Genomic DNA, 24716 nt, shown 5'->3' with positions numbered 1-24716 from the left:
GCGCGGCGCTAGGCCGGCAACTCGGCGGCCTGCGGCTCGCGCGCCCAGACGCGATGCTGGCCGAGGTCGTCCGACAACGTCTTCAGGATCGCGTCGAGATCGACGGCCTGCCCGACGCACACGCCTTCGGCCGGATCCGGCAGGTGCGCGGCGCTCAGCAGTTGCCGCCCCGACCCGACGGCCGCGATCGGCTTCAGGTGCTTGAACGCCTCGCGCACGAAGTGCCGTGCGTCGGCGCTGTGCGCGAGGTCGCGGCCGTCGCCGTCGCCGCCGCAGACGAACACCGCGTCGAACATCACCGACGGCATGCCGGCCAGCGTCGCCTGCGGCACGATGCTGCCGATCGGCGCGAGCGTCGGCGCGACGATCGTCGGCACCGCGTGCGCGGCCTGCAGCGCGTCGCGCACCTGCTCGACGAGCGTCTGGCTCACGCCCGGCGTCGCGATCAGCGCAATCTTGCGCGAGCGGATGCCGGGCTTCGAGCGCCCGATCAGGCTCAGCGCGGGCGAGCGCTGCGCGACGGCCGGCGTCGCGGCCGCCTGCGGCGCGGGCAGCCCGAGCCGTTCGGCGACCTGCGCGGCCAGCCCCGCGTCGAAGCGCGCGATCGTTTCGTTCACCACACGTTCGCGAATCTGCGGCTGCGTCACCTTGCCGAGTTCGAAGCAGTACGCGTCGCGAATATGCCGCTGCTCGATCTCGGTCATGCTCTGATAGAACAACGCGGCCTGCGAGAAATGGTCGGCGAACGATTCGCTGCGCACGCGCACCTTGTCGCCTTCGAGCGGCTCGTGCACGGTCTCGAAGCCGCCGCCGGACGGCGCGGGCGGCGTCTCGCGCGGCCAGCCGCCGCTCGTGGAATTCGGCTCGTACGACGCCTGCCCGACGTTGATCGTCTGCCGGTGCAGCGCGTCGCGCTGGTTGTTCGCGAACGGGCACACCGGCCGGTTGATCGGAATCTCGTGGAAGTTCGGGCCGCCCAGCCGGCTCAGTTGCGTATCGGTGTACGAGAACAGGCGCCCCTGCAACAGCGGATCGTTCGTGAAGTCGATGCCCGGCACCACGTGGCCCGGATGAAACGCGACCTGCTCGGTCTCCGCGAAGAAGTTGTCGGGATTGCGGTTCAGCGTCATCCGGCCGATCGGCCGCACCGGCACCCGTTCTTCCGGCACCAGCTTGGTCGGATCCAGCAAGTCGAAGCCGAAGGTGTCGGCATCGGCCGGGTCGATCATCTGCACGCCCAGTTCGAACTCCGGATAGTCGCCGCGCTCGATCGCCATCCACAGGTCGCGCCGGTTGAAATCCGGGTCATGGCCGGCGATCCGCTGCGCCTCGTCCCACAGCAGCGAATACGCGCCGCTCACCGGGCGCCAGTGGAACTTCACGAAACGCACGTCGCCGGCCGCGTTCACGAAGCGGAACGTGTGCACGCCGAAGCCGTCCATCGCGCGAAAGCTCGCGGGCAGCGCGCGATCCGACATTAGCCACAGCACCATGTGCGTGGCTTCCGGCACCAGCGACACGAAATCCCAGAACGTGTCGTGCGCGGATGCGCCGGTCGGCATCTCGTTCGGCGCCTCGGGCTTCACCGCATGCACGAAGTCGGGAAACTTGATCGCGTCCTGGATGAAGAACACCGGCATGTTGTTGCCGACGAGGTCGTAGTTGCCTTCCTCCGTGTAGAACTTCACCGCGAAGCCGCGCACGTCGCGCACGGTGTCGGCCGACCCGCGCGGCCCCTGCACCGTGGAGAAGCGCACGTACACCGGCGTTTCGGCGGCCGGGTCCTGCAGGAACGCGGCCTTCGTGTAGTCGGCCATCGGTTCGTAGACGCGGAACACGCCGTGCGCGGCCGAGCCGCGCGCGTGCACCACGCGCTCGGGAATGCGCTCGTGATCGAAGTGCGTGATCTTCTCGCGCATGATGAAGTCTTCGAGCAGCGACGGGCCGCGCGGGCCGCCGCGCAGCGTGTTCTGGTTGTCGGCGATCCGTACGCCCTGGTTGGTGCGCAACGCCTCGTGGTCGGGCCGCACACGGTTTTCGTCGAGCTGGCGCGACTTCGCGCTGTCGGGCGACGGCGCGGGCGAAATCTTGCCGGCTGAGGGGGAATGGGTCATCGATAGGTCCTCGTGGCATTCGGGTAGGCAGCCGCCACGCGCGCCATCGCACTGCGGCACGCGCGGGCGGACAGCAGGAAAAGCCGGCGCGGCGCGGGCCGCGACAGCGCCCGCGGGGCCGGCTGCGGCGTCAGGGCGCGCGCAGCGCCGCGTCGAATTCGGCGCGCGTCACGTCGAGCGCCACGTTGCATTCGATCGCGGCATCCTCGACGCGCGGCTTGTGCTCGTCCACCGCGCGCCGCGCGCGGTCGCACAGCTGCGTGCGCACGCGCAGCCGGTCGGCCGCGTCGAGCGATGCGTAGCGCGTGATCACGTCCGGATCGAACCGCAGGTCGACGGTGCAGCGCCAGTCGCGCGCCGTGGCCTCGGCCGGCACACGCACCCACGACACCTGGATCGTCAGCCGGCCGGAGGCGTCGTCCGAGTGCACGACGACGGTCGACTGCGAAGGAAAGCCGATCGCGAGCGCATGTTCGAGTTCGGCCACGCGCTGCGACCGGTCGGGCGCGTCGCTCATCGTCGCACGACGCCCAGCAGCAGCGTGACCAGGAAGATCACGACGAAGATGTAGAACAGGATCTTCGCGATCTCGGCCGCGCCGGCCGCGATGCCGCCGAAGCCGAACACGGCCGCAATGATCGCGATGATGAAGAAGATGATGGCGTATCGAAGCATGGAACCCTCCTGGATGACAGCGGTCGTCACCAAACGTCGTCGTCGGTCACGCATCGTGCTTGTGTTTCGGTTTGCCGCGCGCGGGCGTGGAAGCCATTTTCTCGAGCTCTTTCTCGCTCATCGATTTGGCCATCGACTTCGCCGGCGGCTTGAGGTCCTTCATTTTCGTGTCGCCGCGCTTGGCCGACAGCGCGGCGCCTGCGGCACGTTGCTGGGCCTGGGATTTTGCTGGCATGGTTGCGCTCCTGTTGAATGCGCGGGCCGATACGACGGGCGGCGTCGCGCGCGGTTGATTCGCCAGGCAAGCCGTCACGCGGCATCGCGGCGCCGCAGGTCGGCCGGCGGAATCTTCATCGCCTGGCGATACTTCGTCACCGTGCGACGCGCAAGAAGAATGCCGCGCCCCGCGAGGTTCTCCGCGAGCGCGACGTCGGACAGCGGTTCGGTATGCCGCTCGGCCGCGATCATGTCGCGGATCAGCACCTTCGCGGCCGATGCCGAACACACGCCCTTGCCGGCCGCCTCGAGCTTGCGCGGGAAGAAATGCTTGAACTCGAACGTGCCGTGCGGCGTGGCCATGTACTTGTTGCCGGTCGCACGCGACACCGTCGATTCGTGCAGGTCGAGTTCTTCCGCGATGTCGCGCAGCACCAGCGGCTTCATCGCGATCTCGCCGTAGCGGAAGAAGTCGCGTTGCCGCGCGACGATGCATTCGCCCACGCGCTGGATCGTGTCGAAGCGCTTCTGCACGTTGCGGATCAACCAGCGCGCCTCCTGCAGCTGCTGGCCGAGCGGCGAATCGCGCTCGCCGCTCGACTGCGCGAACAGCGTCGCGTAGCGCTCGTGCAGGCGCGCGCGCGGCAGCACGGCCGGGTTGATCGTCACGATCCATTCGTCGCGTACCTGGCGCACGATCACGTCGGGCACCACATAGTCGCCGCGCGTGCTGCCGTAGTGATTGCCGGGCCGCGGGTCGAGCCCGCGCACCAGCGCGCAGGCCGCATGCAGCGTCTGCGGGTTGCAGCCGAGGCGCCGCTGGATCTCGGCCGTCTCGCGGCGCGCGAGCCGTTCGAGATGCTCGCGCGCGATCGCTTTCGCTTCCGCCAGCGCCGGCGTGCCGGCCGGAATCGCATCGAGCTGCAACGTCAGGCATTCGGACAGCGAACGCGCGGCGATGCCCGGCCGGTCGAGCATCTGCACGAGCCGCAGCGCGATCGCGAGATCCTGTTCCGACAGCAGCAGCGCCGGATCGGCCGCGATCAGCAGCTCGGGCAGTTCCTGGCGCAGGTAGCCGTCGTCGTCGAGCGCGTCGATCACGATGCGCGCGGCTTCGCGGTCGCGCCTGTTCAACGGATACAGCCTGAGCGCGTCGTGCAGCTGCTGATGCAGCGACGGCTCCGCGGCGATCCATTCGCCCGGCGACAGGCCGTCTGCATCGTCGCCCTGGCGATTCGTGCCGCGCGGCGCGGGTGCGGCCGTAAACGGCACTTCGCCGTCCGGCGGGCGGACTTCGTCGGGTTCGGGCGTCGCTTCGGGCGCGGCCGTTTCGGCCGGCTGCTCCGGCGTGCCGGGAGCAGGTTCCTCGTCGCCCTGGCCGTCTTCGAGAAACGGATTCATGTCGAGCGCCTGCCGCAATTCCTGTTGAAATTCGAGCGAGGACAACTGCAGCAGCCGCAGCGACTGCTGAAGCCTCGGCGTAAGTGCCAGATGCTGTCGCATCTGCAGCGCAAGCGAGACGGACATCGAAAGCCTCCTGACGGTACGGTTCGCGGTAAGTCGTTGACAGGATTCACGCAGCTTTCGTGCCAGTCCGGCGACGCGCGTCGCACGGCGGCTCTCGCGGATTTGCCCCCCGTTTCGCGATGGGCCGGGGCCGCTTTTTTACAAGCCGGCGGCAAGTTTGGGGCACGTATTTCGCTCGTCGGGAAGCGCGCGGCGGCGCGGCATGCCGTGCGTCACGCGCTGCCGGCCGGTTCAGTACTGCATCGGCGGCGGCGTGCCCGGCAGAGGCGGGTCGCCCTGTACGCCGTTCGGGCCCGGCGGCGGGACGTCGGCCGGTTCGCCGCCGGCCGCGCCTTGCGGCATCGTGTTGCCCGGCGACGGACGCGCGTCGTAGCGCGTATTCGCATCCGGCATCGTCGTGGTCGACTGCGCGCCACGGCCGTCCGGCGGGGCAGGCGGCGCCGCACGCGCGCCGTAATTGCCGTTCGTCGGTTGCGTGCAGGCGCCCAGCGCGCACGCGGCAGCGAACGCACAGGCGCCCGCGCGTATCGTCTGGATCGTGTTCATCGAAATCCTCCCTCGGATCGACGGCTCAGAGCCGATTGAAATGGAAATCGCCCGCGTAGGCGGTCGGCGCACGGCGCGCCATCATCACGTCGAATTCGGCCGCGACGCGCGTGAGCGTGCCGCGCTGCCGTTCGATGGCGGCCTGCTCGAGCGCGGCGAATGCATCCGCGTCGAACGTCACGGTGAGCGACGCCGGATGGCCGTCGACCCTAAAACCGATATGCAACGCGCCGGCCGGCTGTTCCTCGACATGGAACGGCATCGCGCGCGCCTCGAAATGGCGGCCGAGCGTCTCGGCGATATCGCGCAGCAGGCCGGGTTTCACACGGACGCTCATCGCCGCGCCTCCGTTCGGGTTCGCCACGCCATGCTCGCCGGCGGCGCATGCATGGGCGGCGCATGCACGGGCGGCTCGCGCGACGGCGGTTCGCGTTCCGGCGGTGCCGTCCCGGGCGGGTCGCCTGCAGGGTGGCGGTACGGCTCCGGCAGGTCGGGCGGCACGTCGTCGGGATCGGGTGGCTCGGGGTCGGGCTCGTAGTCGGGAATCGGCGGCTCCGGCCGCTGCAGCCGCTGTGCGGGATCGTGTTTCATCGGCATTCCATGATGGCGGGTTCGGATCGATAGCGTGTGCCACGGTCGCATCCGGATACAGCAGTCCCGCAATGCGCATGCCGTCCCGGCGCGTCGCCCGCATACGGGCAGCGCTGCGCATCCGCGCGGCCTCGCGCGATACGCCGTGCCTTCGCTACACCGTTCGCTGCAAATCTTGCAAGCGCGCCGCTACGCGTCATACGCGGCCATCACGAGCCACAGCTCGCGGCCGTCGTCCCTCACGCAGGCCGCGAGCGCATACGGGTCCGACGGCTCGCAAGCGCGCTGCAGCGCAAAGCGCGCGGGCTCGGTCGAACCGAACGTCTCGTCGCCGAGCGGCCGCACGTCGGCCTTGCCTTCGAACATCCGGCGCTCGGGCCGGTAGATCAGCGGTTCATGCTTCCATTCGGTGAAATGGCTCTTCACCGAATCGAATCCGCCGCCGCATACGTTGACTTCGTAGCGCACCCCTGGTCGTCGTTTCGGAATCGTCATCGTGCCTCCGGCTTGTAGTGCGCATGGCTGGCACCGGTCGGTGCCGCGCGTGGTCGTCATCGTCGTTATCGTCGATACGGCAAGTCGTGTGCCGCGTGCGCGAGCCGGGCACGACCGTTGCGGCACTTGTGGCCCATCGTCACCGACACGGAGCCTCGCGATGAAGGATTCGACCCGGCCCGGCCACGACAAGCCGGCGCACGAGCGGCACAGCGACACGTCGCCGCCGCTGAAGCAACAGGACCGCACGCGCACGCGCCATTCGGAACGCCATATCGACCGGCAGCTCGAGGACACGTTTCCGGCGAGCGACCCGCCGGCGACCGGCGGCGTTACGCGCATCGAGCCGGATACGCCGCCCGGCACGCACGACGACGGGCCGTGGCAGGACAAGCGCGAGCGCGGCGACGCGTGAGCGGCCGCGCGCATGGCGGACGGCACGCGGCTTGCTGAACCCCGCTGACGAATCGCCCTACCCACCCGCAAGGAGGACTTCATGCATCGCGTCAACGAAATCATGTCGCAGGACGTCGTGCGCATCGCGCCGACCGACTCGATCCGGCACGCCGCGCAACTGATGGAGCGTTACGACATCGGCGCGCTGCCCGTGTGCGACAACAACCGGCTGATCGGGATGGTGACGGACCGCGATCTCGCGGTGCGCGCGATCTCGGCCGGCAAGCCGCCGGAGACGCGGATCCACGAAGTCGCGTCGGGCCCGATCGAATGGTGCTTCGACGACGATTCGCTGGACGAGATCCAGCACTACATGGCCGACGCGCAACTGCGCCGGCTGCCGGTCGTCGATCACGACAAGCGTCTGGTCGGCATGCTGTCGCTCGCGGACATCGCGACGCGCACGGCCAGCCCCGACCGCGACGACGTCGCGAACACGCTCGAAGGCGTGTCGCAACCGAAGCAGACGTGACGGCGCGATCCTCGCCCGTCCCGACCACCCGCGCGACCCGCAGGGCCCACCCCGGGCACGGTCGCGCCCATGCAGCCTGGAGGAAACCATGCAGACTTCCGATCAAGGTCAGACCCGCATCATCGGCAAGGGCGCCGCGACCGCGGCCGGCCCCGGCCCCGACGTGATGGCGGCCGATACGCTGGAAGGCGACAAGGTCTATACGACCGACGGCGACGATGTCGGCAAGATCAAGGACATCATGCTCGACGTGCGCTCGGGCCGGATCGCCTATGCGGTGCTGTCGAGCGGCGGCATCCTCGGCATCGGCGACAAGCTGCACGCGATTCCGTGGAGCGCGCTCACGCTCGACACCGAACGCAAGTGCTTCCTGCTGTCGGTATCGTCCGAGCGGATCCGCAACGCACCGGGATTCGACAAGGATCACTGGCCGGCGATGGCCGATCCGCAATGGGCCGAGCCGCTGCACGAGTTCTACGGCAGCGCGCCGTACTGGAGCGCCGGCGACGAACTCGGGCTGACCGACCCGACCGAGGAACTGAACGATCCGCGCGCGCGCGATCGTCACTGACCGCACGCCGATGCGGCGCCGGCTCGCCGGTGCATCCGCGTTCCACACGCCCCGCCCGCGCGGGGCGTTTTTCTTGTGCGTCGACGCGTCACGCACGTCACGCGTTTTTACAAGGCCGTGTAACGGCACCGTCGACCTGCCCTGCGCCGCCGCTCGCCGATTCCAGATAGCCCAGCAGCCGGTGCGGCGTCAGCGGTTTCGCGCAGTGCGCGTCGAAGCCCGCTGCCTTCGCCTGTTCGCAGTCGCGCCGCGACGCGAACCCGCTGCACGCGACGAGCAGCATGTCGGCCGTTCGCGGATCGCCGCGCAGCCGCATCGCGAGTTGCAGCCCGTCGAGGCCCGGCATCGCGATGTCGAGCACGACCGCGAACGGCTGCCAGTCGCGCGCGACGTCGCACACGGCGAACGGATCGTCGGCGACGCGGCATTCGAAGCCGCGCGCCTCGAGCAGCAGGCGCAGTGCGTCGGCTGCGTCGCGATAGTCGTCGACGACCAGGACGCGACGCGGGCGGCGCGGCACGGTGCCGGGCGCGCGCCACAGCAGCACATCGTCGGCGGTCGGATCGTCGCCGGGGTCGAATTGCATCGCGGTTCTCCCGTCGTTGGACCGGATGGCCACGCAAGCCGCGCACCCGTCGCGACTGCATGCGGCATGCCGGTTGCTGCGTCTCTCGCATCGTCGATACGGGAGTTCTTCATGCGCGCGATGCGGCTTCATCTGTCCGGTTTGCGTTCCTCCGCGCGTGCGGCAGCCCGCGCGCCGGACCGTTCCGCGCGCCGGCGGCGCGCCCCGGCTGCGGTCCGTGCACGGGGCGTCGCATGACCCGCAAGCCGCCGGCACATCCGGCCCCGCCCGCCGACGACGACGCGCCGCCCACGCTCGACGCGTGCCGCCGCTGCACGCTGTGGGAACACGCAACGCAGCCGGTGCCCGGTATGGGGCCCCTCGACGCATCGATCATGCTGGTGGGCGAACAGCCGGGCGACCAGGAAGACCGCGCCGGCTTGCCGTTCGTCGGCGCGGCCGGCCGCCTGCTCGATCGCGCGCTCGACGAGGCCGGCATCGAACGCACGCACGTGTACGTGACGAACGCGGTCAAGCACTTCAAATGGGAGCCGCGCGGCAAGCGGCGCCTGCACAAGACGCCCGCGCAGCGCGAAGTGGCCGCGTGCCGCTACTGGCTCGAGCGCGAACTCGATGCGGTGCATCCGCGCGTGGTCGTCGCGCTCGGCGCCACCGCGCTGCGCGCCGTGCTGCAGGACAACGACGCGACGCTCGAGCGCACGCGCGCGCCGGTGCGCACCGGCGATGGCCGGCTCGTCGTCGCGGCCTACCACCCGTCGTACGTGCTGCGCACGCGCGGCGCCGATTCGCGCGAGCACGCGTACCGGGCGCTCGTCGACGCGCTGCGCACCGCGTCGGACCTCGCGCGCGACCGGCACCGCGAGAGCGGCCGTCACGCCCGCGGCGACGCCGGATGAGCGCGCCGGACGAAGGCGTGCCGCCGGCGGCCGACGCCGCGCCGCCCGCCGTGCAACCGTGGTACCGGCGGCTCGGCCCCGGCCTGCTCGCGGGAGCATCCGATGCCGACCCGAGCAACGTGGCCGTCTACGCGCAGGCCGGCAGCCAGTTCGGCTTCAACATGCTGTGGATGATCGTCGTCACGCTGCCGATGATGGTCGCCGTGCAGCTCGCGTCGGCCTTCATCGGGCGCCGCAACCGCGAAGGGCTCGTCGCCGCCATTCGCGAGCATTTCTCCGACCGTCTCGCCAAGGTGCTGATCGTGATGGTCGCGATCGTCAATATCGCGAACGTCGGCGCCGATCTCGCGGCAATGGGCGATGCAACGACGCTCGTCGCCGGCGGCCGCAGCTACTGGTATGCGCCGCTTTACGGCATCGCATCGCTCGCGCTGCAGGTGACGCTGTCGTACGAGCGCTACGCGCGCTGGCTGAAGTGGATGACGCTCGGCCTGCTCGCGTACGTGCTCGAACTCGGCTTCGTGCAGGTCGACTGGCGCGGCGTGCTGCATGCGCTCGTGCTGCCGCAGATCGCGTTCACGCATGCGTACGCAACCACCGCCGTCGCCGTGCTCGGCACGACGCTGAGCCCTTACCTGTTCGTCTGGCAGGCCGCGCTCGAAGTCGAGGAAACCGCGTCCGAGCAGCGCGAAGGGGCGGCCGGCACGCGCGCCGCGACCGAACGGCGCGTCACGTTCGACACGTGGACCGGCATGATCGTCACCAACGCGGTGTCGTTCTGCATCATGGTGATCGGCGCGGCCGTGTTCTTCGCACACGGCAAGCACGATATCGGCAGCACCGCGCAGGCTGCCGAAGCGTTGCGGCCGATCGCCGGCGAAGCCGCGTTCGTCGTGTTCGCGTTCGGCATCGTGGGCTGCGGGCTGCTCGCGATTCCGGCGTTCGCCGGCAGCGCCGCGTACGGTTGCGCGGAAGCCTGGCGGTTCCGCGAAGGGCTGAACGAACCCGTGCGGCGCGCGCCCGCGTTCTACGCGGTGCTGGCGCTGTGCGTGATCGTCGGCATCGCGATCTGCATCAGCCCGATCGATCCGATCAAGGCGTTGTACTGGAGCGCCGTGCTCAACGGCGTCGCGGCGGTGCCGATGCTCGTGCTCGTGATGCTGCTGGCGCGGCGGCGCGAAGCGGCCGGGCAGCCCGGCAGCGGACCGGCAGCGAAACTGTTCGGCTGGCTCGCGGTCGCGCTGATGGGCGCATCGGTGGTCGCGATGATCGTCGACCTGCTGACCTGAGCGGAACGGAACGGTTGTGCCGGCAACCGGTTCGGCGCAGCGCGAAGCGCAACGCGAACAGCCGGGCGGACGCCCATGCGGCACCGCCCGGCTGCCGGCCCGCGGCCGTCACATCATCTTGCCGCGCGAGCGTTCGGCGCGCGCTGCCTCGGCCGCCGATTCGACCTTCTTCACCTCTTCCGGCGGCGGCAGCACGGCCTTGAAGCCCATCGACCCGATCCACAGCTCGCGCGCCCAGCCGCGCGTGTGATACAGGTGGTGATCCTCGTCGGCCTCGACCTCGTCGTGCGCATCCTTCAGCGTCTTCGCCGCGTCGCCCGACAGCTGGTCGGCCGCGTAGCCGATCAATTCCCAGTTCAGGTGGTCCTTGGTCTCGGCGAGCACCACGCACTCCGCCGCGACGACCTGCGCGACGGCCGGGTCGGCCTGCTTCTGCGCCTGCTCGATCACGTGGACGAGCGACTTGCCGGTGGCCGCGACCGCGCTGCGCCCGGGCGACTGCGCATCGGGGTCCATGCCGAACGTCTCGAACACCTTGCGCAGCACCTCCTGGTGATGCAGCGTCTCGCGGTGATACTTCTCCCATTCCTTGTGCAGATCCTCGTCGGTCGCGCACTGCAGCGCGGCCTCGTAGATCTTCGCGCCGCCAAGCTCGGTTTCGTATGCCTGGCAGAGCAATTCGCGGATGCCTTCGTGTTTCGGTTGCCGATGGGCCATGACTGACTCTCCGAAAAAAACGGGCCGCGCGCGCGGCCCGGGGGTTGGACGGGCGCGCGTTACTGCGCGCCCACCTTGCGTTCGAGCGCCTGCGCCATGCTCAGGTGATGCCGGAGCGTCGGCAGCGTGGCGCTCGCGAACTCGCGCAGCTGCGGATCCTGGCCGTCGCGCGCCTCGCCTTCGAACAGCGCGACGGCCTTGCGGTGCGCGTCGGGGCCGACCGCCGCCACGTACGCGGCGTCGAAGTCGCGACCGCTCTTGCCGCGCAGCGCCTCGACGTCGGGGTCCGCGATCTGTTCGACCTGCGGCTTCATACCCTTGCGGGCGGCAATCTCGGTGAGCCGCGCGTTCGCCTTGCCGTGATCGCTCACCATCCGCTGCGCGAATGCGCGCACGTCCGGCGACCGCGCCTGCTTCAGCGCGAGCTGGCTTGCCTGCAGTTCGGCCTTGCCGGCGATCGCGGCCTTGTCGACGAATTCCGCGTCGCCGCCTTGCGGCGCCTTCGCGATGCGTGCGTCGCCCGCGCCCGACGACGGATTGATCACGCCGCCCGGCACATGCGAATTCGATGCGGGCGGCTCGCTCGGCATCTGCGCGCCGGCGAGCGCAGACACGGCGAGCGCGCCTGCGGCGAGCACCGCGATCGTCCAGTTGGGATGTTTCATCTGTGTCCTCCTTGCACTTGCGTGGAAGCGGCCGCCGGCGGCGGTCGACGCTCGTCAGCCGCCGACGATCGAGCCGCCGTTCGGGTGCAGCGTCTGCCCCGTCATGTAGCTCGCGCCGTCCGACGCGAGCAGCACGTAACAGTCGATCAGCTCGTCCGGCTGCCCCGGCCGCCCGAGCGGCACGTTCGAGCCGAACTTCGCGACCTGCTCGGCCGTGAATGTCGACGGGATCAGCGGCGTCCAGATCGGCCCCGGCGCGACCGCGTTCACGCGAATGTCGCGTTCGGCCAGCTCGATCGCCAGCGAGCGCGTAAACGCGACGATCGCGCCCTTGGTCGCCGAGTAGTCGGGCAGTTTCGGGCTGCCGTGGTAGGCCGTCACCGACGCCGTGTTGACGATGCGTCCGCCCTGTTTCATGTGCGGCAGCGCGGCCTGCGTGCAGAAGAACATCCCGTACACGTTCGTGCGGAACGTGCGTTCGAGCTGTTCCTCGGTCACGTCCTCGATGCCCGGCTGCGGATGCTGCTCGCCCGCATTGTTCACGAGCACGTCGAGCCGGCCGAGCCGCTCGACCGTGCGCGCCACCGCGTCGCGCGCCTGACGGCGATCGCCGACGTCGCACGCGATCGCCTCGCAGCGCCGGCCGGCCTGTTCGATCAGCTTCTTCGTGTGCGCGGCATCGTCGGACTCCTTCAGATAGACGATCGCGACGTCCGCGCCTTCCTTCGCGAAACCGATCGCCACCGCGCGACCGATCCCGCTGTCGCCGCCCGTCACGAGCGCGACCTTGCCGGCCAGCTTGCCGCTGCCCGTGTAATCGGCTGCGTCGTCGCGCGGCTTCGGGACCATGTCGCCCTCGGTGCCCGGCTGGTGCGTCTGTTTCTGGGGCGGCGGCGTTTGTGCGCTGGTCATGGGTTCCTCCTTGAACGGGTGCCGGTCATGCCGCGCAAGCCGCATGCCGCGCCCGAGACGCCGGCTTGCAAGGCGCGGCCGTGTTTGCACGGTCGACGTTGCAAGCGCATGCAATAAAGTGCATCGTCAGCGCGAACCGCCCGACGTGGCCTGGTCCGGACGGCGCACCGGGTCGAAGTCGCGCCATTCGCCGTCACGCCAGTCGCCCTCGACGCGCTCGATCGACTGCGCGCCGTTCGCGTGCAGCACGTCTTCCGCGGCGGTCGCGGTGTCGGGCGTCACGCGCGCGGCGAGGATCACGCCCGTGTCGCTCTGCGCGAGCGCGCCCTTGCCCTCGGCCGCCTCGCCGCGCATCCGGCCGAGCGCGCCGCCGAAGGCGCCGAGATACGCGCCGGCCAGCGCACCCGCGGCGGGCACGAACCAGTAGCGCACGCCCACCGCGTAGACGATCAACCCGACGACGACGCCGATCAGCAGCCCGCGGACCGCCCCCGCCATCGCGCCGCGGCCGCCCGGCTTCGCCGCCGTATCGGCATACACGTCCCCGCCGATCGGAAAGCGCGCGTGCTGGCCGCCCGGATTCAGGAAGAAGATCGACACGTCGTCCGTGCCGAACGCGCGCTCGTAAAGGTGGCGCGCCGCACCTTCCGCCTCGTCGAACGTCGTGAAGCGGCCTGCGACGATCATCGCCATGCTGGTCCTCCGCGTGACCGGTGGTGCGCCGCACAGGGCGCGACGGGACGGCCCTTACATCAGCCGTCCGAGCTCCTTCGATACCGATGCCGGCGTACCGTACTCGCGATCGGGAATCCGGCGCAGCATGTCGAGTACATTGGGATCCGCATGCGCGCGCTCCGCGCACTGGACGACCTCCGACTTGCTCGCCGGATAGTCCATGCCCTTCAGCGCCTTCTGCACGTCGACCGGGCTCGGCGCCTTGCCGTGCCCGGTCTGGTGGCCGCCCTTGTCGTGGTCCTGCTGCACGCGCTCGCCTTCGTGCGCGCGTGCGTGGCTGTACTCGTGGCCCGTATGTTGTCGGGATGTCATGAAAGCCTCCTTGGAAATTGAATGAAATCACGCGGACGGGCGGCGCGCGCGTGCGAAGGCGGCGAACAGGAGCGCCGCCGCGCCCAGCGCGACCGCACCGGCAACCTTCGGCCGCTGCACCACCGTGTTGTAGGCACAGCTGCGCAGCACGGGGCCGTCCATCCCCTCGCGCTCGTGCAGCGCATGGCGCGAGTCGTACAGTGCGTTGTCGTCGCGCGGCCGCGCGGGCCGCACCGTGCGCTGGCCGCGCGAGAACAGCGTGGCCGCGACGCGATCGAACAGGCGCGGCGCGTGGTACGCGCTCGCCGACGTGAATTTGGCGGCGCCGCCGACGAACAGCGTGCGACGGGCGTGCGCGGCCGCGAACAGGATCGCGTCGGCGACGAGATCGGGGTCGTAGATCGGCGGCGGCAGCTTCGCCTCGACGTTCATGTAGTTCTTCGCGTGCATCACGAACATCGTGTCGATCGCGGCCGGCTTGATCAGCGTGACCGAGACCGGCAGGTGATCCGCTTCCATCTCCAGCCGCAGCGAATCCGTGAAGCCCTTCACCGCGTGCTTCGACGCGACATACGCGCTTTGCAGCGGCACCGGCGCGTCGGACGCCTCGCTGCCCATGTTGATGATCGCGCCGCCGTGGAAATCGCTCTTGCGCCTGAAATGATCGGCCGCGACGAGCGAGCCGTGCACGACGCCCCAGTAGTTGGTGTCGAACAGACGGCGCTGGTCCTCGAGCGGCACCGAGGCCGCCGTGCCGAAGATCGACACGCCCGCGTTGTTGACCCACGTATCGAAGCCGCCGTACGTGTCGGCCGCCGCCGCGGCCGCGCGCTGCAGATCCTCGACATTGCCGACGTCGCCGGCGACCGGCACCGCCAGGCCGCCGTGCTGGCGGATTTCCTCGCACAGCGTGTTCAGCGCGTCCGCGTTGCGCGCGAACAGCACGAGCTTCGCGCCGCGCCGTGCCGCCTTGCGCGCGGTGACGAGGCCGATGCCGCTCGTCGCGCCGGTGATCACGATCGTCTGCTCGCCGACCGGTTTGAGCATGCAGTTCATCACTGGACTCCTTTGGCGACGCCGCGATTACTTGGCCCGGATGGTCAGCTGGTCGCGCACGTCCTGCACGCCGTCGACCTGCTTCACGACGCTCACGGCCTGCGTGCGCTGCTGCTCGTCCGGCACGCTGCCGGTCAGCGTCACGGTGCCGCGACGCGTCTTCACGTGAATGTCGCCGGACGACAGGCCGTTCGCGCCGACGAGTTCGGCCTTCGCCTTGGTCGTGATCGTCGCGTCGCGAATCTTCGCGCCGGTAGTCGAATGCGACGACGACGCGGTGCTGTCGTCGCCTGCCGCGACCGCGTTCGGCGCGATCACCGCGCAGGCCGCGGCTGCGGCAATCGCGACTGCCATGCCGGCGCGCATCGCGCGCTGACGACGGATTCTCGGGGAGCCTGCTTGCAGCGGGATGACCTTCATCGTGACCTCCTTGTGGTCTGGCCGGGCAGTGCCGGCAGGTGACCCGTGGTGCGCAAGCCGCGTGCCGCGCCGGCCGCGCCGCGCGCCCGTACGGCACACCCGCCCGTACGGCACACCGATCGGACGCCCTATCATCCAACGCTTTGTAATTTTTTCGGCGTACCGACCGGCCGATTTCCCCGCAACGCACCGGGCATGCCGATTGCCGAAAGCCGGCTAACGGGGGTGCATCGAAGCACCCCTGATACCGGGAGCCATGCCATGCAAAGAATCGCGTTGATCAGTGAACATGCGTCGCCGCTGGGGGTGATCGGCGGCGTCGATGCCGGCGGCCAGAACATCTATGTCGCGAACGTCGCGAAGCAGCTTGCGGAGCGCGGGCTCGACGTCGACGTCTATACGCGCTGCGACAACCCGCACCTGCCGGAAGTCGTGCCGATCGGCTCGCGCATGCGTGTGATCCACGTGCCGGCCGGGCCGCCGACCGACGTGCCGAAGGAGCGGCTGCTGCCGTACATGGTGGCGTTCGCGGACGCCATGATCGCGCGCATGCGGCGCGAGCCCGACCCCGTCGACGTGATGCATGCGAACTTCTTCATGTCGGGCGACGCCGCGCTGCGCGTGAAGCGGCAACTCGGCATCCCGCTCGTCACGACGTTCCACGCGCTCGGCCGCGTGCGGCGCCTGCATCAGGGCGCGGCCGACGGATTCCCGGACGCGCGCTTCGCGATCGAGGACACGCTCGCGCGCCGTTCGGACCGGCTGATCGCGGAATGCCCGCAGGATGCGCTCGACCTGACGACGCACTATCGCGCCGACGCCGCGCGCATCGAGATCGTGCCGTGCGGCTTCGACGTGCGCGAACTCCGCCCGGTGCCGCGCCTCGATGCGCGCCTGCGGCTCGGCTGGCGGCAGGACGCGTTCGTCGTGCTGCAGCTCGGCCGCCTCGTGCCGCGCAAGGGTGTCGACACGGTGATCGATGCGCTGGCGCGCATGCCGCGCGATCCACGGCGGCCGACGCACCTCTACATCGTCGGCGGCAGCCAGACCACGCCCGACCCCGCGCGCGATCCGGAACTCGCACGGCTCGCCGCGTTCGCGCACGAACTGGGGATCGCCAATCGCGTGACCTTCGTCGGCCGGCGCGATCGCGATGCGCTGCACCTGTACTACAGCGCGGCCGACGTGTTCGTGACGACGCCGTGGTACGAGCCTTTCGGGATCACGCCGGTCGAGGCGATGGCCTGTGCGACGCCGGTGGTCGGCAGCGACGTGGGCGGCATCCGCACGACGGTCGAGGACGGCGCGACCGGCTACCTGGTGCCGCCGCGCGACCCGGCCGCACTGGCCGCCCGCCTCGTGCAGTTGCGCGCGCAACCGGACCTGTGCGCGTCCCTCGGGCGCGCCGGCTACCTGCGCGCGCACCGGTTCTATACGTGGCAGGGCGTGGCCGACCGGCTCGTCGACATCTACCGCGACGTCGCGCGCGCGCCGCGCGCCGGCACGTCGGCCGCCGCCGGCCGGCGCACGCCCGTCGCCCCCACCCAGGGCGTACTTGCCCATCGCAAGGAGAATGCTTAATGAAGGGCTACGATCGCAAACGCGTGCTCGTCACCGGCGGCGCCGGCTTTCTCGGTTCGCATCTGTGCGAACGCCTCGTGACGGCCGGCGACGACGTGCTGTGCGTCGACAACTTCTACACGGGCGCCCGCGACAACATCGCGCACCTGCTCGACGCACCGAACTTCGAGCTGATGCGGCACGACGTGACGTTTCCGCTCTATGTCGAAGTCGACGAGATCTACAACCTCGCGTGCCCCGCGTCGCCGGTCCACTACCAGCGCGACCCCGTGCAGACGACGAAAACCAGCGTGCATGGCGCGATCAACCTGCTCGGCCTCGCGAAGCGCGTGAAGGCGCGCATCCTGCAGGCGTCGACGAGCGAGGTGTACGGCGACCCCGACGTCCACCCGCAGGACGAGCAGTATTGCGGCCGCGTGAATCCGACCGGCCTTCGCGCGTGCTACGACGAAGGCAAGCGCTGCGCGGAAACGCTGTTCATGGACTATCACCGCCAGTACGGCGTCGACGTGCGGATCGCGCGGATCTTCAATACCTACGGCCCGCGCATGCACCCGGCCGACGGGCGCGTCGTGTCGAACTTCGTCACGCAGGCGCTCGCGGACGAGCCGCTGACCGTATACGGAGACGGCCGGCAGACGCGCTCGTTCTGCTACGTGGACGACATGGTCGAGGCGCTGACGCGCCTGATGGCCGAGCCGGGGGAGGCGAGCGAGCCGGTCAATCTCGGCAGCGAGGTCGAGATCGCGATGATCGACGTCGCGCGCGAGGTCGTGCGCATCGTCGGCGCGACGGTGCCGATCGAATTCCGGCCGCTGCCGTCGGACGATCCGCGCCAGCGGCGACCGAATCTCGACGCCGCGCGCCGGCGGCTCGGCTGGCAGGCGACGACGGCGTTCGCGAACGGCCTCGCGCACACCGCGCGGTATTTCATCCAGCGCCAGGTCACGCACCATGCGCCCGGCGACCTCGTGCGCAGCACGCGGATCGCGTCGCACCTGCTCGCGCAGGTTCATACGCAGAACCGGCCGGCACCGGCGACGTAACGCCACCGCCGCCCACGCGTCAGCCGTCGCGCTTCGTCACGTGCGCGATCTTGTGCGCCAGTTCGCGCACGTCGACCGGCTTGCACAGATAGCCGTCGAACCCGGCCTCCAGCGCGCGCCGTTCGTCGGCGAGGCCGGCGTGCGCGGTGACGGCGAGCACGCGCACGTCGGGCGGCCCGCTGTCGCCGTTCATCGTCCCGCGCCGCAGCGCATCGAGCAGCCAGAAGCCGTCGCCGTCGGGCATCGCGAGATCGGACAGCACGACGGTCGGCCGCATGTCGGCGGCCACCGCGAGCGCTTCACGGCCCGACGACGCGATCGCGACGGCCGCGCCGAACGTGGTCAGCGCGGCCGTGAGGCTCGCGCGCGTGGTTGCATCGTCGTCGACGATCAGGATCCGCTGCGTATCGAGCGCGAGCGACTCGCGCTGATCGGACGCCTGCGCGAGCCCCCACGCCATCGCGCCGGCCGGGTGCCAGCCGGCCGGCAGCATCACGGTAAACGTCGTGCCGCGATTGCGCCCCGCGCTCACGACGGTCACGCGGCCGCCATGCAGCTCGGCGATATGCCGCACGATCGACAGGCCGAGACCGAGCCCGCGCCGCGACGACGCCGGCGAATCGTCCGCACGGCGGAACATGTCGAACACGTACGGCAGGAACTCCGCTGCGACGCCCTGCCCCGTATCGGCCACGGTCAGTACCGCATGCACATCGTCGCGCGCGAGTCCGACCGTGACGTGGCCGCCGCCCGGCGTGAATTTGAGTGCGTTCGAGACGAGGTTCGACAGCATCTGCCGCAGCCGCTCGGCATCGCCCGACACGATGCAGGACGCGGTATCGCAATCGAATTCGAGCACGATGCCGGCGGACGCAGCGGCCGTCTGGAACGCGCCGACCGAATCGGAAAACAGCCGCACGACGTCGACCGGCGTCGCGTCGAGGCGCAGCTTGCCGGTCGCGAGCGACGACGCATCGAGGATGTCGCCGACCATCCGCGTCAGCGAACGCGCGCTGCGGTCGATCGCGTCGACCGCCTGGTTCTGCAGCGCGTGGTCGCCGGAATTGCGCAGCACCTCGATCCAGCCGTAGATCACGTTCAGCGGCGTGCGCAGCTCGTGCGATACCGTCGCGAGCAGCTCGTCCTTCAGCCGGTTCGACGTATCGGCCTGGTCGCGCGCATCGCGTGCGCCTTGCAGCGAGCGCTTCGCGCGCTGGTCGCGACGGCGCTGTGCGCCGGTCTCGCGCAGGGTCAGCGACATCGCGACGCAGGCGCGCGCGTCGCCCTGCACCGGGCCTGCCGACACCGTCGCACGAAAACGCCGGCCGTCGCGCCGCACGCACAGCAGTTCGAGCGGCCCGACCGACTCGCGCATCGCATCGAGCGATGCGGCGAGCGGATTGCGCCGCAACCAGCGCATCGCGACCAGCGTGTCGAACTTGCGGCCGCGCGCGTCGGCCTCGTCGTACCCGAAGATTCGCCGCGCGGCCGGATTCCAGCTGACGATGTGCCCCGCGCCATCGATCCCGACGATCGCATCCGGCGATGCGTCGACGACCGCATGCTGCAACCGCGACGCATCGACGCGGGCACGGTCCGCGCCGGCATCGCGCAACAGCAGCACCGCGCCGTCGAGGTTGCCGTCCGCGTCGCAGAGCGACGACGCCACCTCGACGATCGGAACCGGATCGCCGCCGCCGGCCGGCTGCAGCCAGTGCTGGTCGGACACCGCGTCCGCACCGCCGAGCGCGCGATCGAGCGGCGTCGTCTGCACGCGGCGGCCCTCACGGTCGACGATCCGCAGCACGTCGCGCACGGGCCGCCCCGTCGCGTCGTCCGGCCGGCAGCCGGCGAGTTCGGCCGCCGCCGCATTGATATAGGTCAGCCGCCCTTTCGCATCGGTCGCGATCACGCCGTGGGGCAGCGCACGCAGCACGGCGTCGAGCTGCCGGCGTGCGGCCGCCTCGCGCCGGTGCGCGCGATCGTTCGTGATCCGCGTGTTCCGCAGCGTCGACGCGATCGCGCAAACCAGCGCACCGACCAGCATGAAGGTGCCGAGCTGCACGAGCCGCTCCGGCAGCGGCGCCGGATAGGCGGCCGAGTCGGACAGGAACAGCGTCCACACGAGCATCCCGCTGACGACGGTCGACGCGACGCCGAACAGGAACGACGTCGCCCATGCAGCGCCCGCGAGCAGCGGGTAGTACAGGACGAATGGCAGGTTCACGCCGCCGAAACGGATCGCCAGCGCCTGCAGCACGGTCGCGATCGCAACCAGCATCACCGCGGTAGCGTAATTTCCGGCCTGCGGCCGGCCCAGATCGATCATCGGACACGCTCCTGCGAGGCGGGCCGACCGCTGCGGGCCCGTACACCGCCGACGGGCACGGCGCATGCTGGCCGGTCGGAACCGGCGGCGCAGCCGCCCATCATGAGGAGATTCACGCCATGACCGCTCCGGCACGCTGGCTCGTCGTCTCGCCGCATCTCGACGACGCCGTCTTCAGTTGCGGACAACTGCTCGCGCAAGCGCCGGGCTCCGTCGTCGTCACCGTCTTCGCGGGCATTCCGCCGCGCGGCACGCCCGCGCCGCCGTGGGATCGCCGCGCCGGCTTCGGCAGCGCCGACGAAGCCGTGCGTGCACGTCGCGAAGAGGACGGCCGCGCGCTCGCGCTGCTCGGCGCGCATCCCGTCTGGCTCGACTTTCTCGACGACCAGTACGGTGTGCCGGCCGCCTCGGCCGCCATCGCCGCGCGCGTGGCCGACGCGATCGACGCGCACCCGGGCTGCGGCGTGCTCGCACCGGCCGGCCTGTTCCATCGCGATCACCGGCAGGTGCAGCAGGCCGTGCTGTCGCTGCTGTGGCACAACGCGGACATGCCGGCAGGCGCCGCGCGCGTCTGGCGCTTCTACGAAGACGTACCGTATCGCCGCATCGACGGGCTGATGGCCGAACGCGTGAGCGGCTGGCGCGAACGCGGCTGGATCGCGCACCCGGTCGACACGCCGGCCGGCAACGGCACGAGCGGCGGTGCCGCGAAAGCCGCCGCCGTCGCCGAATACGCGAGCCAGGTTGCCTTGTTCGAACCTCATATGCGCGCCGACCTCCATGAACCTGAAACGTACTGGCGGCTCGAATGCGACATCACATTCGCGTAACGCCCGCGCGCACCGTGCTGCCGCCGGGGGAGCCGCGCGTCACCGCCATCGTGCTGACCTGCCGGCGCGCGGCGGAACTCGCGCGCACGCTGGCGCGGCTCACCGCGCTGCCCGACCGGCCGGCGATCGTCGTCGTCGACAACGGGTCGGACGGGGAGACGGTCGCGCTGATCCGCGACCGCTTCCCGCACGTCGTGCTGGTGCATGCGCCGGCCAATCTCGGCGCGGCCGGCCGCAATCTCGGCGCGGCCGTCGCGCGTACGCGCCACGTGGCGTTCTGCGACGACGACACGTGGTGGGCGCCCGGCACGCTCGCCGAAGCTGCCAACCTGCTCGATGCGTATCCGCACGTGGCGGCCGTCACCGCGCGCGTGCTGGTCGGCCCCGAGCACCGCGAGGATCCGACCTGCCGATCGATGGCCGACAGCCCGCTCGATGCATCCGTCGAGTTGCCCGGCCGACCGATTCTCGGGCTGCTGGCCGGCGCGACCGCGTTCCGGCGCGACGCCTTCGTCGCTGCCGGCGGCTACCACCCGCGCTATTTTCTCGGTGGCGAGGAAGCGCTGCTCGCGCTCGACCTGTATCGTGCCGGCTACTGGCTCGTGTACGAGCCGCGCCTGACCGTGCATCACTACCCGTCGACGCGGCGCGACCGGCCAGCGCGTGCACGCGTCGCCGCGCGCAACGCGGTGTGGACCGCATGGCTCAGGTGGCCGGCCGCCGCGGCATGGCGGCACACCGTGCGGCAATTGCCGCTGCTGCGCCGCGAACATGCAGTCGCCAGTACGTTCGCCGGCCTGCCGTGGATCCTGCGCGAGCGGCGGGCGATCCCGCCGCATGTCGAGCGCATGCGCCGCCGTCTCGACCGGAAAACACGTCGTGATGCGTAAACGGAAGTGTGTGCACGATCGCCGCGGCATCAGGAATCCGGCTTTTCCGCTTCGTCTTCGAGTTGCGCGAGCCGGTTGTAGATCGTCTTCAGGCTGACGTCGAGCACCTCGGCCGCTTGTGCCTTCACGCCGCCGCACTGGGCGATCGTGCCGAGGATCAGCTTGCGGTCGACTTCCTCGAGCGGCGTGCCGAACGGCACCGTCACGCGATCCTCGTGCGAATCGACCATGCTGGACAACTCGTCCATGATCGGCGGCGGCAGCGTCTCGATCACGTCGCCATCGGTAAAGATGCTCGCGCGCTGCACGAAGTTGCGCAACTCGCGCACGTTGCCGGGCCATTCGTAGGTCTTCAGCGCGTCGCGCGCGGCCGGCGCGAAGCGCAGGCCGCGCCCGCTTTCCTCGTTGTAGCGTTGCAGGAATGCCTCCGCGAGCATCGGGATGTCGTCGCCGCGCTCGCGCAGCGACGGCAGCGGAATCGGAAACACGTTGATCCGGTGGAACAGGTCGGGCCGCAGCTTGCCGTCCGCCATCGCGGCTTCCGGGTCGCGGTTCGTCGCGGCGACGATGCGCACATCGACATCGATCTCGCGCGTCGAGCCGAGCCGCGTGACGCGCCCCGTTTCCAGCACGCGCAGCAGCTTGACCTGCGATTCGAGCGGCATCTCGGTGATCTCGTCGAGAAACAGCGTGCCGCCGTCCGCGCGCTCGAAGAACCCCTTGTGCTGGCGCTCGGCACCGGTAAAGCTGCCGCGGTCATGGCCGAACATCTCGCTTTCGACGAGGTTCGCGGCAATCGCGCCGCAGTTCACCGCGAGGAACGGGCCGCGGCGGCGCAGGCTCAGGTCGTGTACCGTCTGCGCGGCGAGCTCCTTGCCGGTGCCCGATTCGCCCGTGAGCAGCACCGATGCCTCGGTGCGCGCCACGCGGCCGATCGCGTCGTAGACGGCCTGCATCGCGGGCGAACTGCCGAGCATGCGGCCGAAGCGGCCGAGGCGCTGCAGTTCCGAGCGCAGCTCCGCGATTTCCTCGTGCAGCGCGGTCGTGCGCGGCACGCGCGCGAAAATGCTGTTCAGCCGCTGCATGTTGATCGGCTTCACGAGGTAGTCGGTCGCGCCGCGCCGCAACGCATCGATCGCGGTTTCCAGGCTCGCGTGACCGGTGGTCAGCACCATTTCGCAATGCCCGCGTTTGGGCAGCGCGTCGAACAGGTCCATTCCATTGCCGTCCGGCAGCACGAGATCGCACAGCACGAGATCGGGGGTATGCGTCGAGACCAGCGTGCGCGCTTCTTCGAGCGTGGCCGCCGTATCGCACGCGAGTTGCTGCGTGCGCGCGAGCGTGGCCAGCATGGTGCGCGTATCGGCATCGTCTTCGACGATCAGGACATAAGGCATCGAGGCTCCTTGTAATGCGGCCCGGCCCATGCGTCGGCCGACACCGCGGCATGCATGCCGCGCGCGGCGTGCGCCACCGGCACATACGACGACACGCGCGACGCTGCACGCGAATGAGCAGACGAGACTTCCTGCAATGACATACGAGTGCTTAGCAGTATAGAAGAACGGTGTCGCGCAAGCTTCGCTCATCGAATAAATCTATCTGTCGACGCTACCCGCATTGCCAGATTCAATGCCTTGGAATCGGTACGAAATGTATGCTGGAGACGTGAAAAACGGCGTGTGCCACGTCATTTTTTCATCCGCCTCGACACATTCGGTCAAATCTTCCCCATTCGGGATCACATCATGTCGAAATCAGTCGACGACGGCGCACGTCTGTTCGGTCGCTCGCGCACGATCCAGGATCTGCTGCTGAAAATATCGCGCGTGGCGGCCACGCGCATCAGCGTTTTGATCGTCGGAGAAAGCGGTGCCGGCAAGGATATCGTCGCGCGGCTCATCCACGACATGAGCCCGCGCCGACGCGGGCCGTTCGTGCCCGTCAACTGCGGCGCGATCCCGCACGACATCGCGGAATCGCAATTGTTCGGTCACGAGAAAGGCAGCTTCACGGGCGCCGTTGCCCAGCATGTGGGCATGTTCGAAGCCGCGCGCGGCGGCACGCTGTTTCTCGACGAGATCGCCGAGATGCCCGGCGAACTGCAGGTCAAGCTGCTGCGTACGCTCGAGACGAACACGATCGTTCGCGTCGGCGGCCACGAGCCGATTCCGCTCGACGTGCGGATCGTCGCGGCCACCCACCACGATCCCGTCGAGGCGCTGCGCAGCGGCCGCTTGCGCGAAGACCTGTTCTACCGGATCGCACCGGTCGCGCTGCACGTGCCCGCGCTCAGGCAGCGCGAGGACGACGTCGGCGACATCGCGCTGCAGATCGTCGAGCGGCTGAATGCGCGGCACCGCACGAGAAAGCGGCTGTCGACGCAGGCGATGAAGGCGCTGCGCGCGTATTCGTGGCCCGGCAACGTGCGCGAGTTGCGCAACGCACTGGAACGCGCCTTCATCCTCGCCGACGAGCAGATCGAACTGCAGTTGCCGCGCCGCCCGCCACCGCGCGAGGAAGTCCGTCACAACGCGATGACGCTGCATATCGGCACGACGCTCGCGCATACGCAGCAGCGCTTCATCGTCGCGTCGCTGCGGCATTTCAAGGGCGACAAGCCGCGTACCGCGAAGGCGCTCGGCATCAGCCTGAAGACGCTGTACAACCGTCTCGCGCTGCTGCCCGCGCACGAGCGCAACGCGGCCAGCGCCACCGCGCCGCAGAATGCGAATGCGGCGAACGGCGGCAACCCGCCCGACGCGTCGTCCGCGCCGGCGCCATGAGCG

Annotated in this window: 29 protein-coding genes; 10 read left to right on the top strand and 19 right to left on the bottom strand. The window is 69.8% G+C overall.

Annotation, left to right across the window (positions count from 1 at the left end; all coding sequences use genetic code 11):
• Positions 1–8 precede the first annotated feature (8 nt).
• The 9 genes from katE to DIE03_RS17595 all read right to left on the bottom strand — a co-directional run bounded on the left by katE (position 9) and on the right by DIE03_RS17595 (position 6164).
• Positions 9–2114: a catalase HPII gene (gene katE, locus DIE03_RS17635; protein ID WP_124452493.1), complete on the bottom strand. Its 2106-nt coding sequence runs from the start codon at positions 2112–2114 to the stop codon at positions 9–11.
• Between the two features lie 130 nt (positions 2115–2244).
• A complete protein-coding gene (locus tag DIE03_RS17630) occupies positions 2245–2631 on the bottom strand; it encodes a DUF3022 domain-containing protein (protein WP_124452491.1) in 387 nt (128 codons plus the stop codon).
• Entirely contained in the window at positions 2628–2789 is a 162-nt protein-coding gene (locus DIE03_RS17625) for a DUF1328 family protein (RefSeq protein ID WP_006767422.1), read from the bottom strand. The genes DIE03_RS17630 and DIE03_RS17625 overlap by 4 nt, the downstream gene beginning before the upstream one ends.
• A 46-nt stretch (positions 2790–2835) precedes the next feature.
• Entirely contained in the window at positions 2836–3024 is a 189-nt protein-coding gene (locus tag DIE03_RS17620; RefSeq protein WP_124452772.1) for a DUF3008 family protein, read from the bottom strand.
• Positions 3025–3098: 74 nt separating this feature from the next.
• Complete coding sequence (rpoN, locus tag DIE03_RS17615) at positions 3099–4532, bottom strand: RNA polymerase factor sigma-54 (RefSeq protein ID WP_124452489.1); 1434 nt, start codon at positions 4530–4532, stop codon at positions 3099–3101.
• 231 nt (positions 4533–4763) lie between these two features.
• A complete protein-coding gene (locus tag DIE03_RS17610) occupies positions 4764–5078 on the bottom strand; it encodes a hypothetical protein (protein ID WP_124452487.1) in 315 nt (104 codons plus the stop codon).
• Positions 5079–5103: 25 nt separating this feature from the next.
• Positions 5104–5415, bottom strand: coding sequence for a hypothetical protein (locus DIE03_RS17605; protein WP_124452485.1), 312 nt, complete (start codon positions 5413–5415; stop codon positions 5104–5106).
• Positions 5412–5675 (bottom strand): hypothetical protein, encoded by a 264-nt coding sequence (locus DIE03_RS17600; protein ID WP_124452483.1) that lies wholly within the window; start codon positions 5673–5675, stop codon positions 5412–5414. The genes DIE03_RS17605 and DIE03_RS17600 overlap by 4 nt, the downstream gene beginning before the upstream one ends.
• A gap of 183 nt (positions 5676–5858) precedes the next feature.
• Entirely contained in the window at positions 5859–6164 is a 306-nt protein-coding gene (locus DIE03_RS17595; protein WP_124452481.1) for a hypothetical protein, read from the bottom strand.
• 160 nt (positions 6165–6324) lie between these two features.
• Between DIE03_RS17595 and DIE03_RS17590 the strand changes: the two genes are divergently transcribed.
• The 3 genes from DIE03_RS17590 (at position 6325) to DIE03_RS17580 (ending at position 7663) form a co-directional block, all read left to right on the top strand.
• Entirely contained in the window at positions 6325–6579 is a 255-nt protein-coding gene (locus DIE03_RS17590) for a hypothetical protein (RefSeq protein ID WP_124452479.1), read from the top strand.
• A gap of 81 nt (positions 6580–6660) precedes the next feature.
• Positions 6661–7092, top strand: a complete 432-nt coding sequence (locus DIE03_RS17585; RefSeq protein WP_124452477.1) for a CBS domain-containing protein — start codon at positions 6661–6663, stop codon at positions 7090–7092.
• 88 nt (positions 7093–7180) lie between these two features.
• Entirely contained in the window at positions 7181–7663 is a 483-nt protein-coding gene (locus DIE03_RS17580) for a PRC-barrel domain-containing protein (RefSeq protein ID WP_021161233.1), read from the top strand.
• 97 nt (positions 7664–7760) lie between these two features.
• Here DIE03_RS17580 and DIE03_RS17575 read toward each other — a convergent pair whose 3' ends face one another.
• A complete protein-coding gene (locus DIE03_RS17575) occupies positions 7761–8249 on the bottom strand; it encodes a response regulator (RefSeq protein ID WP_124452475.1) in 489 nt (162 codons plus the stop codon).
• A gap of 233 nt (positions 8250–8482) precedes the next feature.
• Between DIE03_RS17575 and DIE03_RS17570 the strand changes: the two genes are divergently transcribed.
• Together DIE03_RS17570 and DIE03_RS17565 are read left to right on the top strand one after the other, a co-directional pair.
• The gene (locus DIE03_RS17570) at positions 8483–9145 is read left to right on the top strand and encodes a UdgX family uracil-DNA binding protein (RefSeq protein WP_124452473.1); all 663 of its coding nucleotides are present in this window, start codon (positions 8483–8485) and stop codon (positions 9143–9145) included.
• Positions 9142–10434: an NRAMP family divalent metal transporter gene (locus tag DIE03_RS17565; RefSeq protein ID WP_124452471.1), complete on the top strand. Its 1293-nt coding sequence runs from the start codon at positions 9142–9144 to the stop codon at positions 10432–10434. The genes DIE03_RS17570 and DIE03_RS17565 overlap by 4 nt, the downstream gene beginning before the upstream one ends.
• Before the next feature lie 108 nt (positions 10435–10542).
• Here DIE03_RS17565 and DIE03_RS17560 read toward each other — a convergent pair whose 3' ends face one another.
• The 7 genes from DIE03_RS17560 to DIE03_RS17530 all read right to left on the bottom strand — a co-directional run bounded on the left by DIE03_RS17560 (position 10543) and on the right by DIE03_RS17530 (position 15251).
• Positions 10543–11151 carry a DUF892 family protein gene (locus DIE03_RS17560; RefSeq protein ID WP_124452469.1) on the bottom strand — a complete coding sequence of 203 codons (609 nt, stop codon included), beginning with the start codon at positions 11149–11151 and terminating at the stop codon, positions 10543–10545.
• Between the two features lie 59 nt (positions 11152–11210).
• Positions 11211–11816: a DUF4142 domain-containing protein gene (locus DIE03_RS17555; RefSeq protein WP_124452467.1), complete on the bottom strand. Its 606-nt coding sequence runs from the start codon at positions 11814–11816 to the stop codon at positions 11211–11213.
• Positions 11817–11870: 54 nt separating this feature from the next.
• A complete protein-coding gene (locus tag DIE03_RS17550) occupies positions 11871–12728 on the bottom strand; it encodes an SDR family oxidoreductase (RefSeq protein ID WP_124452465.1) in 858 nt (285 codons plus the stop codon).
• Positions 12729–12854: 126 nt separating this feature from the next.
• Entirely contained in the window at positions 12855–13421 is a 567-nt protein-coding gene (locus DIE03_RS17545) for a hypothetical protein (RefSeq protein ID WP_124452463.1), read from the bottom strand.
• 54 nt (positions 13422–13475) lie between these two features.
• Positions 13476–13775 (bottom strand): DUF2795 domain-containing protein, encoded by a 300-nt coding sequence (locus DIE03_RS17540; RefSeq protein ID WP_124452461.1) that lies wholly within the window; start codon positions 13773–13775, stop codon positions 13476–13478.
• A 27-nt stretch (positions 13776–13802) separates the two neighbouring features.
• Complete coding sequence (locus DIE03_RS17535) at positions 13803–14831, bottom strand: SDR family oxidoreductase (protein ID WP_124452459.1); 1029 nt, start codon at positions 14829–14831, stop codon at positions 13803–13805.
• A 27-nt stretch (positions 14832–14858) separates the two neighbouring features.
• Positions 14859–15251: a BON domain-containing protein gene (locus DIE03_RS17530; RefSeq protein ID WP_124452457.1), complete on the bottom strand. Its 393-nt coding sequence runs from the start codon at positions 15249–15251 to the stop codon at positions 14859–14861.
• 261 nt (positions 15252–15512) lie between these two features.
• Here DIE03_RS17530 and DIE03_RS17525 point away from each other — a divergent pair, with 261 nt between their 5' ends.
• Positions 15513–16832, top strand: a complete 1320-nt coding sequence (locus DIE03_RS17525) for a glycosyltransferase family 1 protein (protein ID WP_124452455.1) — start codon at positions 15513–15515, stop codon at positions 16830–16832.
• Entirely contained in the window at positions 16832–17878 is a 1047-nt protein-coding gene (locus DIE03_RS17520; RefSeq protein ID WP_124452453.1) for a UDP-glucuronic acid decarboxylase family protein, read from the top strand. Before DIE03_RS17525 ends, DIE03_RS17520 begins: the two co-directional genes overlap by 1 nt.
• Before the next feature lie 19 nt (positions 17879–17897).
• Here DIE03_RS17520 and DIE03_RS17515 read toward each other — a convergent pair whose 3' ends face one another.
• The gene (locus DIE03_RS17515; protein ID WP_124452451.1) at positions 17898–20207 is read right to left on the bottom strand and encodes an ATP-binding protein; all 2310 of its coding nucleotides are present in this window, start codon (positions 20205–20207) and stop codon (positions 17898–17900) included.
• A gap of 119 nt (positions 20208–20326) precedes the next feature.
• Between DIE03_RS17515 and DIE03_RS17510 the strand changes: the two genes are divergently transcribed.
• Entirely contained in the window at positions 20327–21037 is a 711-nt protein-coding gene (locus tag DIE03_RS17510) for a PIG-L deacetylase family protein (RefSeq protein ID WP_124452449.1), read from the top strand.
• Positions 21016–21927: a glycosyltransferase family 2 protein gene (locus DIE03_RS17505; RefSeq protein ID WP_124452447.1), complete on the top strand. Its 912-nt coding sequence runs from the start codon at positions 21016–21018 to the stop codon at positions 21925–21927. The genes DIE03_RS17510 and DIE03_RS17505 overlap by 22 nt, the downstream gene beginning before the upstream one ends.
• A gap of 29 nt (positions 21928–21956) precedes the next feature.
• Here DIE03_RS17505 and DIE03_RS17500 read toward each other — a convergent pair whose 3' ends face one another.
• The gene (locus DIE03_RS17500) at positions 21957–23324 is read right to left on the bottom strand and encodes a sigma-54 dependent transcriptional regulator (RefSeq protein ID WP_124452445.1); all 1368 of its coding nucleotides are present in this window, start codon (positions 23322–23324) and stop codon (positions 21957–21959) included.
• Positions 23325–23675: 351 nt separating this feature from the next.
• On the opposite strand from DIE03_RS17500, the gene DIE03_RS17495 reads away from it, so the two are divergent.
• A complete protein-coding gene (locus DIE03_RS17495; RefSeq protein WP_124452443.1) occupies positions 23676–24713 on the top strand; it encodes a sigma-54-dependent Fis family transcriptional regulator in 1038 nt (345 codons plus the stop codon).
• Positions 24714–24716: the final 3 nt, after the last annotated feature.

The organism is Burkholderia sp. Bp8992 (assembly GCF_003853705.1).
Lineage (GTDB): Bacteria > Pseudomonadota > Gammaproteobacteria > Burkholderiales > Burkholderiaceae > Burkholderia.
The sequence above is the reverse complement of the archived record's forward strand: the minus strand, read 5'-3'. Positions and strand labels throughout refer to the sequence as shown.

Bases quoted from the DNA above. Each gene is read 5' to 3' on its own strand.
- DIE03_RS17600 (WP_124452483.1), bottom strand. From the start codon at position 5,675: ATGCCGATGAAACACGATCCCGCACAGCGGCTGCAGCGGCCGGAGCCG.
- DIE03_RS17630 (WP_124452491.1), bottom strand. From the start codon at position 2,631: ATGAGCGACGCGCCCGACCGGTCGCAGCGCGTGGCCGAACTCGAACAT.
- DIE03_RS17505 (WP_124452447.1), top strand. From the start codon at position 21,016: ATGCGACATCACATTCGCGTAACGCCCGCGCGCACCGTGCTGCCGCCG.
- DIE03_RS17575 (WP_124452475.1), bottom strand. From the start codon at position 8,249: ATGCAATTCGACCCCGGCGACGATCCGACCGCCGACGATGTGCTGCTG.
- DIE03_RS17585 (WP_124452477.1), top strand. From the start codon at position 6,661: ATGCATCGCGTCAACGAAATCATGTCGCAGGACGTCGTGCGCATCGCG.
- rpoN (WP_124452489.1), bottom strand. From the start codon at position 4,532: ATGTCCGTCTCGCTTGCGCTGCAGATGCGACAGCATCTGGCACTTACG.
- DIE03_RS17535 (WP_124452459.1), bottom strand. From the start codon at position 14,831: ATGAACTGCATGCTCAAACCGGTCGGCGAGCAGACGATCGTGATCACC.
- DIE03_RS17495 (WP_124452443.1), top strand. From the start codon at position 23,676: ATGTCGAAATCAGTCGACGACGGCGCACGTCTGTTCGGTCGCTCGCGC.
- DIE03_RS17610 (WP_124452487.1), bottom strand. From the start codon at position 5,078: ATGAACACGATCCAGACGATACGCGCGGGCGCCTGTGCGTTCGCTGCC.
- DIE03_RS17605 (WP_124452485.1), bottom strand. From the start codon at position 5,415: ATGAGCGTCCGTGTGAAACCCGGCCTGCTGCGCGATATCGCCGAGACG.
- DIE03_RS17530 (WP_124452457.1), bottom strand. From the start codon at position 15,251: ATGAAGGTCATCCCGCTGCAAGCAGGCTCCCCGAGAATCCGTCGTCAG.
- DIE03_RS17560 (WP_124452469.1), bottom strand. From the start codon at position 11,151: ATGGCCCATCGGCAACCGAAACACGAAGGCATCCGCGAATTGCTCTGC.
- DIE03_RS17565 (WP_124452471.1), top strand. From the start codon at position 9,142: ATGAGCGCGCCGGACGAAGGCGTGCCGCCGGCGGCCGACGCCGCGCCG.
- katE (WP_124452493.1), bottom strand. From the start codon at position 2,114: ATGACCCATTCCCCCTCAGCCGGCAAGATTTCGCCCGCGCCGTCGCCC.
- DIE03_RS17550 (WP_124452465.1), bottom strand. From the start codon at position 12,728: ATGACCAGCGCACAAACGCCGCCGCCCCAGAAACAGACGCACCAGCCG.
- DIE03_RS17520 (WP_124452453.1), top strand. From the start codon at position 16,832: ATGAAGGGCTACGATCGCAAACGCGTGCTCGTCACCGGCGGCGCCGGC.
- DIE03_RS17540 (WP_124452461.1), bottom strand. From the start codon at position 13,775: ATGACATCCCGACAACATACGGGCCACGAGTACAGCCACGCACGCGCG.
- DIE03_RS17570 (WP_124452473.1), top strand. From the start codon at position 8,483: ATGACCCGCAAGCCGCCGGCACATCCGGCCCCGCCCGCCGACGACGAC.
- DIE03_RS17500 (WP_124452445.1), bottom strand. From the start codon at position 23,324: ATGCCTTATGTCCTGATCGTCGAAGACGATGCCGATACGCGCACCATG.
- DIE03_RS17555 (WP_124452467.1), bottom strand. From the start codon at position 11,816: ATGAAACATCCCAACTGGACGATCGCGGTGCTCGCCGCAGGCGCGCTC.
- DIE03_RS17625 (WP_006767422.1), bottom strand. From the start codon at position 2,789: ATGCTTCGATACGCCATCATCTTCTTCATCATCGCGATCATTGCGGCC.
- DIE03_RS17545 (WP_124452463.1), bottom strand. From the start codon at position 13,421: ATGGCGATGATCGTCGCAGGCCGCTTCACGACGTTCGACGAGGCGGAA.
- DIE03_RS17590 (WP_124452479.1), top strand. From the start codon at position 6,325: ATGAAGGATTCGACCCGGCCCGGCCACGACAAGCCGGCGCACGAGCGG.
- DIE03_RS17525 (WP_124452455.1), top strand. From the start codon at position 15,513: ATGCAAAGAATCGCGTTGATCAGTGAACATGCGTCGCCGCTGGGGGTG.
- DIE03_RS17510 (WP_124452449.1), top strand. From the start codon at position 20,327: ATGACCGCTCCGGCACGCTGGCTCGTCGTCTCGCCGCATCTCGACGAC.
- DIE03_RS17580 (WP_021161233.1), top strand. From the start codon at position 7,181: ATGCAGACTTCCGATCAAGGTCAGACCCGCATCATCGGCAAGGGCGCC.
- DIE03_RS17515 (WP_124452451.1), bottom strand. From the start codon at position 20,207: ATGATCGATCTGGGCCGGCCGCAGGCCGGAAATTACGCTACCGCGGTG.
- DIE03_RS17595 (WP_124452481.1), bottom strand. From the start codon at position 6,164: ATGACGATTCCGAAACGACGACCAGGGGTGCGCTACGAAGTCAACGTA.
- DIE03_RS17620 (WP_124452772.1), bottom strand. From the start codon at position 3,024: ATGCCAGCAAAATCCCAGGCCCAGCAACGTGCCGCAGGCGCCGCGCTG.